This is a genomic window from Micromonospora sp. NPDC005291 (assembly GCF_040607415.1).
Taxonomy (GTDB): domain Bacteria; phylum Actinomycetota; class Actinomycetes; order Mycobacteriales; family Micromonosporaceae; genus Micromonospora.
Map to the genome: position 1 here is coordinate 1 of NZ_JBEXGR010000050.1, position 10583 is coordinate 10583.

The following is a 10583-nucleotide window of genomic DNA, read 5'->3' on the forward strand; positions in this document are numbered from 1 at the left end:
GCCGACTGCCTGGCGCGGGTCGACGCCTGGATGGTGTCCTCACTGCCGGTGCCGACCGGGCTGCTGGCCCGGGTCTGGCCGCCCCCGGCCCACCAGCCGGGGGCGGCGCTGTCTGTGCCCACCCCTACCGGCAGTGGCGGCACAATGCTCGAGTGACTGTCGCTGAGTCCTGGTCCGAGCAGTCGGGTGTGTTCGTACTCCCCAGTGGGGCGACCGTGCGTGGACGCCGTATCGGTGCGGCGGCCTCGCCCGCCGACTTCGCCCTGCTGTTGGCGCCCGGGCCGGAGCCGGCCTGGCCGTACCGGCGGATCCGGTGGCCCGACTTCTGGGTACCGCTCGATCGGGCGGATGCCCTCGACGCCCTGCGGGTGGCGCTCCGGCGGGCGCACGACGGTGAGCGCGTCGAGGTGGCCTGTCGGGGTGGGGTGGGGCGTACCGGTACGGCGTTGGCCGCGTTGGCGATTCTCGACGGCCTGCCGGTTGAGCGTGCGGTGCCGTGGGTCCGGGCGGGCTACCACCCGAAGGCGGTGGAGACCCCCTGGCAGCGGCGCTGGCTGCGCCGCGTCGCCTGAGAAGCATCCGCACGCGACCGGCTGCGTGGGCAGCCCGCCCGCGAGCCGTGCCGTGCCGCGTGGGCAGCCCGCGCGCCCGCCGTGCCGTGCCGCGCCGCGGAAGCCCTCGCGGGCCCGCCGCGGAAGCCCTCGCCCGACATGTCGTATCGCGAAGGCAGCCGCGCGCCCCGCCCCGCCGCCCCGGGCTACCTCCTGGCGACCATTGCCGGCTCGTGGACGTACTCGCGTAGGTGGTTTGCGGTGAGGGTGTCGCCGTGGGCGACCAGTTCGGCGGGCGTGCCGGCGAAGACGATCTGGCCGCCGTCGTGGCCGGCACCCGGGCCGAGGTCGATGAGCCAGTCGGCGTGCGCCATGACCGCCTGGTGATGCTCGATGACGATCACCGTGTTGCCGGCGTCGACCATCCGGTCGAGCAGAGCCAACAGTTGGTCCACGTCAGCCAGGTGCAGGCCGGTGGTCGGCTCGTCCAGGACGTACGTGCTGGTCTTCTCCGCCAGGTGGATGGCGAGCTTGAGTCGTTGGCGCTCTCCGCCCGACAGGGTGGTCAGTGGCTGGCCGAGGCTGAGGTAGCCCAACCCGACGTCGACCAACCGGCCGAGGATCTGGTGCGCCGCCCCGTTGGGAAAGAACTTGTGCGCCTCGGTGACCGACATGGCCAGCACCTCGCTGATGTTCTTGCCGCGCAGCGTGTACGTGAGCACCTCGTCGGTGAAGCGTCGCCCCTCGCACCGTTCGCAGATGCTCGCCACGCCGGCCATCATCGCCAGGTCCGTGTAGATCAGCCCGATCCCCTTGCAGGCCGGGCAGGCACCCTCCGAGTTGGCGCTGAACAGCGCGGCCTTGACCCCGTTGGCCTTGGCGAAGGCGGTCCGGATCGGGTCGAGCAGCCCGCTGTAGGTGGCCGGGTTGCTGCGTCGTGACCCACGGATCGGGGACTGGTCCACGATCACGACACCGGAGCGGCCGCGCAGCGACCCGTGGATCAGCGAGCTCTTGCCGGAGCCGGCCACGCCGGTGACCACGGTGAGCACCCTGAGGGGGATGTCGACGTCCACGTCGCGCAGGTTGTGCAGGTCGGCCTGGCGGATGGCGAGCTGCCCGGTCGGTCGGCGTACCTCGTCGCGCAGGGTCACCCGGTGATCCAGGTGTCGACCGGTGAGCGTGTCGGAGCGGCGCAGCCCGGGGATGTCGCCGGTGAAGCAGATCCGGCCACCGTCGGTGCCGGCTCCCGGCCCGAGGTCGACCACGTGGTCGGCGATCGCGATCGTCTCCGGCTTGTGTTCCACCACGAGCACGGTGTTGCCCTTGTCGCGTAGCCGCAGCAGCAGGTCGTTCATCCGGGCGATGTCGTGCGGGTGCAGGCCGACGGTGGGTTCGTCGAAGACGTACGTGACGTCGGAGAGGCTGGAGCCGAGGTGTCGGACCATTTTCACCCGTTGCGCCTCCCCGCCGGACAGGGTTGCCGACTCGCGGTTCAGGCTGAGGTAGCCGAGCCCGATTTCGACGAGGGAGTCCAGCAGGTCTTGAAGGTTGGCGATCAGCGGCGCCACGGCCGGGTCGTCGACGTCCCGGAGGAACGCGGCCAGGTCGCTGATCTGCATGGCCGAGCACTCGGCGATGTTGCGGCCGGCGATCCGCGATGACAGGGCTGCCGAGTTGAGCCGGGTGCCACCGCAGTCGCCGCAGGTGGCGAAGGTGACCGCGCGGTCGACGAAGGCGCGGATGTGCGGTTGCATCGACTCGCGGTCCTTGGCCAGGAGGAGTCGCTTGACCTTGACCGCGAGGCCCTCGTACGTCCAGCTGTTGCTGCCCACCTTGATCTTCGTGGCCGGCTTGTGCAGGAAGTCCTCCCACTGGGAAGGCGTGTAGTCCTGCAGCTTGATGTCGGGGTCGAACAGGCCGGAGCCGACGATGGTCTGCCAGTACCAGGAGTCGACGGCGAAGTTGGGCACCGTGATCGCGCCGTCGTTGAGTGAGCGTTCGACGTCCACCAACTCGTTCACGTCGAGGTCGGAGACCCGGCCCAGCCCTTCGCAGGTGAGGCACATGCCTTCGGCCAGGTTGAAGCTGAACGCACCCGCGCCGCCCACCGACGGCACGCCGAGCCGGCTGAAGACGATCCGCAGCATGGCGTACCCGTCGGTGGCGGTGCCGACGGTGGAGCGGGAGTTGACCCCCATCCGCTCCTGGTCGACGACGATGGCCGCGCTGAGGTTGCGCAGCGAGTCGACGTCGGGCCGGTTGAGGTTCGGCATGAACGACTGGAGGAACGCGCTGTAAGTCTCGTTGATCATGCGCTGGGACTCGGCGGCGATGGTGCCGAAGACGAGCGACGACTTGCCTGACCCGGAGACACCGGTGAAGACGGTCAACCGGCGCTTGGGGATGTCGACCGAGACGTTGGCGAGGTTGTTCTCCCGCGCTCCGCGTACCTCGATCATGTCGTGGCTGTCGGCGTCGGACCATGCTGGCTGCGACATGCGAACCCTTCACGAGGTCATGGCGAGATAGCCTCCCGCCGGGCTGACGGATTACATTGTCTCATTCATCCTCCTGTAGAGACTTTCGCCGGAATTGCTGCGAGGGACTCGTCGGGACGACCTGATAAGTCTCAAATCACGTCGGAACCAGTACGGTTGCCGTCGTGGACACCGAGCCGAAGGATCGCCTGCGCGCCGTCGACCTCGCGGCCACCGTCGGGATCTCCGTGCAGCAGGTGCGCAACTACGTCGAGTTGGGTGTGCTGCCGCCGGTACGGCGCACCGCGAGCGGCTACCGGATCTTCACAAGTGAGCACGCACAGGCGCTGACCGTGGCGCGGCGCGTGGCCGAGGGGCACGGCTGGAGCCGTACCCGGGAGATCATGGCGGCGGTGCACCGGGGCGACCTGCCGGCGGCCCTCGCGGCGCTCGACGGTGGCCACGCCGAGTTGGACCGGGAACGCGCCGAGATCCGCCGGGTGCTCGGCGCCTTCGAGACCGTCCTGGCCAGCCCGCCGGCGACCCGGCCCGCGCCACGCCGGGGCGCCCGCATCGGCGAGGTCGCCGCCCTGGTCGGGGTCCGGACCCCGCAGCTGCGGCTGTGGGAGGAGCGCGGGCTGCTGCGGCCGGGTCGCACCCCGGGCACCAACTACCGGGTGTACGACGAGGCGGACCTGCGCGCCGCGCAGGTCATCGCGTTGCTGCGCCGGGGCGCGTACCCGTTTGAGATCATCGCGGCGGTGCTGGGGGAGTTGCGGACCACCGGCAGCGCCCAGCGGGTCCGCGCCGAGCTTGCCCGCCGTGAGCAGGAGCTGCACACCCGCAGCCTGCGCCGGGTGCGGGGGAGTGCCGCGCTGTACGACTATCTGCGTGGTCGCGGCGACGTGGGTTGATCGACCACGGCATCCCGTCCCGCCGGGCGATCTTGTTGACTAGGGTCGGTCTCATGAGAGCTGCGTTGCTGGCGGCCACGGCGTCCACCATCCTGCTCGCTCCCGCGCCGGTCGCCGCCGCGGGAGCGTCCGCCGCGTCGACCGTGCGGTGCCCCCGGGTGCCAGCGCAGGCGATGTCCCGTCCGCCCCGGCCCTCGCCTCCGCCCGCCGTGCCGGAGCAGCGGGCGGTCGGCGGCGCGGCGTTGGACACGACCGGCCTGGTCGTGCCGGCCGGCGTCGCCGCACCACCGGGGGTCACCGCCACGTCGTGGCTGGTCGCCGACCTGGACAGCGGCCAGGTGCTCGGCGGCTGCGGCCCACACGAGTACGGCACGCCGGCCAGCGTGCAGAAGCTCCTGCTGGCGGCCACGATGCTGCCCCGGCTGGACCCGAAGCAGACGGTCACCGTCACCTCGGACGACATGAACATCGAACCCGGCTCCTCCGCGGTCGGGCTGGTCGAGGGTGGCCGGTACACCATCGAGACCATCTGGCTCGGCCTGCTGCTCAACTCGGGCAACGAGGCGGCCAACGCGCTGGCCCGGCTGGGCAGCGGGGCGGACGACGCGGCCGCCGGGGTACGCGCCATGAACGAGCAGGCGCACCGCCTCGGCGCGCTCCAGACGCACGCGGTCACCCCGTCCGGGCTGGACGGCAAGGGGCAGTTCACCAGCGCGTACGACCTGGCGCTGATCGCTCGGGCGTGCTTCGCCGAGCCGACCTTCCGGCGGTACGCGCTGACCGACCTGGCTCCCATTCCGGCCCAGCCGGCGCAGCGCACCAAGGGTTTCCAGATCCAGAACGAGAATCAGCTCATCTACCGGTACCCGGGTGCGCTCGGGGGCAAGACCGGCTTCACCGACCTGGCCCGGCACACCTACGTGGGTGCGGCGGAGCGCGGCGGGCGGCGGCTGGTGGTGACGTTGCTGGGCGCGGAGTCGACGCCGGTGCGCGGCTGGGAGCAGGGTGCCGCCCTGCTGGACTGGGGCTTCACGCTGCCCCGCGACGCCTCCGTCGGCCGGCTGGTCGAGCCGGGCGAGCTGACCGCCACGCCCTCGGCGGCGGCGCCGTCCGCGCTGGCGGCGCCCGGTGCGCCTCGGCCGGCGGCGGCCACTGGGCCGGCGCGTACCGGCTCGGGGTGGCTCTGGTCGGTGACCGCGGTGAGCGGCGCGGGGATGCTGGCGCTGTTGGGCGGGCTGCTGTGGCGCCGCCGCCGCCAGTTGCCCTGACGGATCGACATCAGGCGCTGTCCTCCATAGACTCCGGTCTTTCTGGCACCACGAGTCCAGGAGGATCCCTGTGTCGAGTGAACTCGAACCGCGCCTCGGCGTGGCGGCATCCCGCCGGCCGGTGCGCGCGCTGACCCGCCTCGCGGGGGTGACCGTGCTCGCCGGCGCGCTGGTCGTCGGCGCGTCCGCCACCGCGGTCGCCGCGCCGGGCCCGTCGGCCGATGCGGTGACCGCGTCCGCCGCGCCGCCCACCGCCCTTGACGCCGCCACCCGGCCGCCGCGCACGACCCACGGCCCGTGCGCGTACGCCGAGACGCCGGACGAGCCGGCCGCCCGGCCGGTGCCGCTGCCGCCCGACCCGCGACGCACCCCGGCCCGGGGCAGCGTCCGGGTGACCCTGGCGACCAACCACGGGCCGATCGGGTTGACCCTGGACCGGGCTGCCGCGCCGTGCACCGTGCAGAGCTTCCTGCACCTGGTCGCCAAGCGCTTCTACGACCGCACCTCGTGCCACCGGCTCACCGCGTACCCCACCCTGAGCGTGTTGCAGTGCGGTGACCCGTCCGGCACCGGCGAGGGTGGCCCGGGATACCGGTACCGCGACGAGCTGCCGACCGACCTGCCGCCTGCGCCCACCGACCCGACCGGTGAACGCCGGGTCTACGCCCGGGGCGTGCTGGCCATGGCGAACGCCGGGCCGGACACCAACGGCAGCCAGTTCTTCCTGGTGTACGCCAACTCCGCGCTCCGCCCGAACTACACGATCTTCGGCGAGATCGACGGGGCCGGCCTGGCCACCCTGGACCGGATCGCCGCCGGGGGAGTGGCGCCGACCGCCGAGGACCCGGCGCCGGTCGACGGCGCGCCCGCGCTGCCGGTGGACATTCGCAAGGCCATCCGCTCGCACCACCACTGACCGTCCGGCGCGGTGGGCGACTCTCGGTCGCTCACCGCGCCAGCTCGCCCTACGCCGGAACTTTCGGAAGCAGGTCGGAACCGGTCCAACCGCTTTCCGACACAGTTCCGGCCGTCACGACGGGTCAGGCGACCCGGTTGGTGGGGCGGTGGTGCTGTCGCGGACGACCAGTTCCGTGGCGAGCTCCACTCGCGGCGAGTCGATGCCCTCGCCCTGGGCCAGGCGCAACACGGTCCGCGCGGCCAACCGTCCCATCTCGACCAACGGTTGCCGCACGGTGGTCAGCGGTGGCGAGGCCCACCGGGCCTCCGGCAGGTCGTCGAAGCCGACGACGCTGACGTCGTCGGGGACTCGCAGCCCTCGGCGCCGGATGGCCTCGTAGACGCCGAAGGCCATCTGGTCGCTGGCGGCGAAGATGCCGGTCGGCGGATCGGCGAGGTCGAGCAGCGCCGCCCCGGCGGCGAACCCGGAGGCGTGGTAGAAGTCGCCCGCGCAGATCAGCGCGTCGTCCACCGACACCCCGGCGGCCTCCAGACCAGCCCGGTAACCGTCGAGCCGGGCCCGGCTGCACAGCAGGTGCGTCGGCCCGGCCACGAAGCCGATGCGTCGGTGCCCGATCGAGAGCAGGTGTTCGGTCGCGGCGAGCCCGCCGGCCCAGTTGGTGGCGCCGATCGTCGGCACGTCCATGGCCGGCACCCCGGCCGGGTCGACAACCACCACCGGCACGTTGAGACGGCGCAGCTGCGCGTGCAGCGGCGGGCTCAGGTGCGAGGTCACGAAGATGACCCCGTCGGTGGCCCGGGTGCGCAGGTTCTGCAACCACTGCCGGGCCGCGGTGGGCTGCCGGTGGATCGCGGAGACCACCGTGCCGACACCCGCGCCGTGCCCGACATCCTCCACGCCCCGGATGATTTCGACGGCCCAGGGGCTGTCCAGGTCGTTGAAGACCAGGTCGACGAGGCCGGCGCGGCGGACGCTGCGGCTGCTGCGACGCCGGTAGCCGTGGTGGCGCAGTAGCTCCTCGACTCGCTCCCGGGTGCCCGGGGCCACATCGGAGCGACCGTTGAGCACCCGTGACACGGTCGGCACCGACACTCCGGCCTCCCGTGCGATCGCGGTGATGGTCACCCTGCGTCCGTCGTCCGCGCCCACCCGCGTCTCCTTCACCGGTCAGGAAGAACGACCACAGACGTCGTCAACCGAGTGTCCCGGAACGGCGTGCCCGTTCCACGCGTCATCTTGCCTCACGGACGGGGGTTGACGACACGCCAGGTCGTTCGAGCGTTCGGCGCAGTTACGGAAAAGCTCCGGAAGTTTATCGGGTCTTCTTCGTGATCGTGCCGCTGGTGCTCGTCGTCGCCTTCTCCTTCATGAGCTGGAGCGGCATCGGCGAGGCAGAGTACGTCGGCCTGGCCAACTGGCGGCAGCTCGCCGCCGACCCCACGATGATCCAGAGCCTCTGACGGGCTGCCGGGCGACGTCACTGTGCCGTCCGACCTGCTCTCGTTCACGGGGCGGAACGGGGCAAGGGTGGTCGAGCCGGGCGAGGTGGAGCTGCGGCTGTCTTCGTCCAGCACGCAAACGCAGCTCGTGGCGACCGTCGCACTGACCGGGCCGGTTGGGCCTCTTGCTTCTCAACGGGCCCGCCGCGGTGGGACATCACTCCTCGGGCAGCTCGCGCATGGTGCGCAGTGGGGAGAAGATGACCCAGAGCACGCCGAGTAGGGCGCCGAGGCTGGCGATCCAGAGGGCGGGACGGACCCCGATCGTGGCACCGAGTACCCCGCCGATCAGGGCGCCGACTGGCCGGATGCCGTAGTTGACGGTGCGTCGGAAACCGGAGACCACGGCGAGCATCGCCACGGGTGTGGCCGCGATCTGCACCGATCCGACCGCGATGTCGAGGATCATGACGCCCAGCGCGGAGACGAGCTCGGCGAGGAGCAGCAGCGTGAGCACCAGGGGCCGTGGTCCCCCAGCCAGTGGCACGAGGATCAGTGGGGCCGGAAAGACGACGAAGCCGAGGATTACCGCGGGGCCGATGCCGATCCGGCGACTGAGCGGGCCGGTGACCGCTGCGCCGAGCAGTCCGCCGAACGCGCCGGCTCCGATGACAAGGCCCAGCACTCCGGGGGAGATGCCCAGCTCGGTGGTCACGTACAGCACGAAGAGCGCGGCGAACATGTAGTTGAACAGATTGAGCGTGGTGGTGCCGAGCAGGATCGCCCGTAGCACCGCAGAGCGGGCCACGTACCGCACGCCAGCGGCCATGCCCAGGCCGGGGCCGCTCTGTACGGGATGCTCGGTGACCCTTATGCGGGCCAGGAAGACCGCAGACGTCAGGTAGGTGAGCACGTCGGCGACCAGCGCGACCGGGGCGGTGAGCACCTGCACGAGGACGCCACCGATGCTCGGGCCGGCCACGTACGACATGGCCCTGCTGCCGTTGATCAGACTACTGGCGTCAACGTAGTCCGGTCGCCGGACCAGGGTGGCGAACAGGCTGCTGTGCGCCACCTCGAAGTACACCGAGAGGGTCCCGATCAGGAAGGCCACGACACAGAGCAGCGGCAGGTTCAGTGCGTCCGCCCACCACAGCAGTGGCACGGCCAGTAGAAGACCCGCCCGGCCAAGGTCGGCGATGATCATTACTTGGCGGCGGCGCGGGTACCGGTCCACCCAGGCGCCGGCGGGCAGGGAGAAGAACAGGTTCGGCAGCAGCGAGGCGGCGGTCAGGTAGCCCATCTCGACGGGTCCGGCGCTGATCGCGAGCACGGCCAGCAGCGGCACGGCGAGCATGGTGATCTGGTCGCCGAAGAGCGAGACGGTCTGCGCGGACCAGTAGCGGCGGAAGGCCGCCTGCTGTAGCAGCCTGGGGATGCGCGGCCGGCGCGGTGGTGCCGGGTCGGCCAGAACGAGGGGTTTAGTCACGGTCCGTCTCCGCTCGCTGGTCCTCGGGGGGTACGGGTCCACGCGGCACCGCCATCTGGATGATCTGCACCGGGCGAGACCCGGGCGGGCGTCTCGCCGGGTCGGCAACCCGTTCGTCGTACCGGGCCAGCAGCGCGTCGATCTCCTCCGTGATCTCGCGCAGCTCAGTGGCGGTGACGTGCAGCAGCGCGTCGCCGAAGCCGGCGGCAGCGCGCCATTCGACAGGCTCGTCGCCGCGGACCGCGAGGTAGTCCTGCGCGCGTTGCACGTAGAGGGCGATCATCACGCTGTTGAGCTGGTCCGTGGCGGCCTTCATGGCCGGGTCGTCGGAGTCGTCGTCCCAGGACGTGCTTTGCGCGGTGGCCCGCCAGGGCCGTTCCCGACCGTCCGCCCCGGGAACGCGTTCGGCGAACCCGTACTTGGCGAGCTGTCGCAAGTGGAACGAGCAGTTCGGCACGTTGTCGTCGAGCCGGGCGGCAGCCTGAGTTGCGGTCATCGGGCCGTCGCTGCGCAGCAGCCCGATCAGACGCATGCGCAGCGGGTGCGCGTACGCCCGCAGGGTGCGCGGGTCGGTGAGCTTGATTGAACGCTCAGGCATTCCTTCGGTCACACGCTAGAGAATGCTTTAGAAAGACATCTCTAGCAATATCCGGCGGCAAGTTCGTGGACCAGCGCACCGTCCGTGACCTGCCTCAGCGCGGGCTCGTCTCGCGGATGGCGTAGTGATGCATCGTGACGCCCTGCTTGAACGATCGCTGCTCAAGCAGATCGAGCTCGATCGGCACGTCGTAGTCGTCGAACAGCGGCCGGCCGCCGCCGAGGATTGCCGGGTGGGTGAAGAGCAGCAGCTCGTCAAGAAGCCCCGCCCGGAGCAGGTGCGTCGCGAGCGTCGCGCCGCCCACACCGATGGTGCCGTCGGTTTCGGCCCGCAGGGCGGCGAGTTGCTCGATCGCGTCGGCTCCGCCGATGATCCGGGTGTGGTGATCGGCGCCGTGGCGGGTGCGGGAGACGAGCACCTTGGGCTTGGCGGTCCAGATCTCGCCGTACTCACGCATGTAGTCCGGCAGCGACGCGTCCTCGCGCGCCCGTGGCCAGTACTCCTCCATCGTCTCGTAGATGACCCGACCCTGGACCAGGAGCGCGAGCGCCCGCGCCCGCGCGTTGAACTCGCGGTGCAGTTCCTCGTCGATGCGCAGCCACTCGCCAGCACCGTTGTCCCCAGGAACTTGCTCGATTCGCAGGTCGAGGGACACGTTCATCCAGTACGTGAAGCGGCCCATCATCTCCTCTTCCCATAGTGACTGCGCTCTGCGGGAACGCCTCGGACGCGACCGTGTGGCGGATCCTTCAGACCATTGATGAGCCGGCCTCGACAAGCGCTTTCGCGTTCCCGGACACCTGGCCGGCCACCTTGCTAAAGGGCCGAGGCTAAGGGATGTCTCGTAACTGGTTGAAGGCGTTGCCCGGGACCGGGCCGGTGGTCAGCCGGCGAGGATGATGTTGTGGAGGTTGGCGATGCCGGA

The 10583-nt window shown here is 71.0% G+C and carries 10 protein-coding genes; 5 read left to right on the forward strand and 5 right to left on the reverse strand.

The annotated features are described in order from the left end of the window. Window positions 1–152 precede the first annotated feature (152 nt). On the forward strand, window positions 153–572 hold the full coding sequence (locus ABZT18_RS31885) for a protein-tyrosine phosphatase family protein (RefSeq protein ID WP_355253225.1): 420 nt from the start codon (window positions 153–155) through the stop codon (window positions 570–572). A 185-nt stretch (window positions 573–757) separates the two neighbouring features. On the opposite strand, the gene ABZT18_RS31890 is transcribed toward ABZT18_RS31885, so the two are convergent. Next, window positions 758–3052 (reverse strand): excinuclease ABC subunit UvrA, encoded by a 2295-nt coding sequence (locus ABZT18_RS31890; RefSeq protein WP_354995938.1) that lies wholly within the window; start codon window positions 3050–3052, stop codon window positions 758–760. Window positions 3053–3216: 164 nt separating this feature from the next. Here ABZT18_RS31890 and ABZT18_RS31895 point away from each other — a divergent pair, with 164 nt between their 5' ends. The 3 genes from ABZT18_RS31895 (at window position 3217) to ABZT18_RS31905 (ending at window position 6129) form a co-directional block, all read left to right on the forward strand. Then, window positions 3217–3945: a MerR family transcriptional regulator gene (locus ABZT18_RS31895; protein ID WP_355253228.1), complete on the forward strand. Its 729-nt coding sequence runs from the start codon at window positions 3217–3219 to the stop codon at window positions 3943–3945. Between the two features lie 53 nt (window positions 3946–3998). Then, window positions 3999–5213: a D-alanyl-D-alanine carboxypeptidase gene (locus tag ABZT18_RS31900; RefSeq protein ID WP_354995936.1), complete on the forward strand. Its 1215-nt coding sequence runs from the start codon at window positions 3999–4001 to the stop codon at window positions 5211–5213. 70 nt (window positions 5214–5283) lie between these two features. Next, the gene (locus ABZT18_RS31905; RefSeq protein WP_354995935.1) at window positions 5284–6129 is read left to right on the forward strand and encodes a peptidylprolyl isomerase; all 846 of its coding nucleotides are present in this window, start codon (window positions 5284–5286) and stop codon (window positions 6127–6129) included. Between the two features lie 114 nt (window positions 6130–6243). On the opposite strand, the gene ABZT18_RS31910 is transcribed toward ABZT18_RS31905, so the two are convergent. Further along, window positions 6244–7281, reverse strand: coding sequence for a LacI family DNA-binding transcriptional regulator (locus ABZT18_RS31910; RefSeq protein ID WP_354995934.1), 1038 nt, complete (start codon window positions 7279–7281; stop codon window positions 6244–6246). Between the two features lie 179 nt (window positions 7282–7460). Here ABZT18_RS31910 and ABZT18_RS31915 point away from each other — a divergent pair, with 179 nt between their 5' ends. Continuing rightward, window positions 7461–7592: a hypothetical protein gene (locus tag ABZT18_RS31915; protein WP_354995933.1), complete on the forward strand. Its 132-nt coding sequence runs from the start codon at window positions 7461–7463 to the stop codon at window positions 7590–7592. A 196-nt stretch (window positions 7593–7788) separates the two neighbouring features. On the opposite strand, the gene ABZT18_RS31920 is transcribed toward ABZT18_RS31915, so the two are convergent. From ABZT18_RS31920 to ABZT18_RS31930, 3 genes are all read right to left on the reverse strand, one after another. Beyond that, window positions 7789–9060 (reverse strand): MFS transporter, encoded by a 1272-nt coding sequence (locus ABZT18_RS31920; RefSeq protein WP_355253231.1) that lies wholly within the window; start codon window positions 9058–9060, stop codon window positions 7789–7791. Continuing rightward, a complete protein-coding gene (locus ABZT18_RS31925; protein WP_354995931.1) occupies window positions 9053–9670 on the reverse strand; it encodes a helix-turn-helix domain-containing protein in 618 nt (205 codons plus the stop codon). The genes ABZT18_RS31920 and ABZT18_RS31925 overlap by 8 nt, the downstream gene beginning before the upstream one ends. A gap of 82 nt (window positions 9671–9752) precedes the next feature. Then, the gene (locus ABZT18_RS31930) at window positions 9753–10340 is read right to left on the reverse strand and encodes a dihydrofolate reductase family protein (protein WP_355253234.1); all 588 of its coding nucleotides are present in this window, start codon (window positions 10338–10340) and stop codon (window positions 9753–9755) included. Between the last annotated feature and the right edge of the window lie 243 nt (window positions 10341–10583).

Bases quoted from the DNA above. Each gene is read 5' to 3' on its own strand.
- ABZT18_RS31890 (WP_354995938.1), bottom strand. From the start codon at position 3,052: ATGTCGCAGCCAGCATGGTCCGACGCCGACAGCCACGACATGATCGAG.
- ABZT18_RS31900 (WP_354995936.1), top strand. From the start codon at position 3,999: ATGAGAGCTGCGTTGCTGGCGGCCACGGCGTCCACCATCCTGCTCGCT.
- ABZT18_RS31930 (WP_355253234.1), bottom strand. From the start codon at position 10,340: ATGGGCCGCTTCACGTACTGGATGAACGTGTCCCTCGACCTGCGAATC.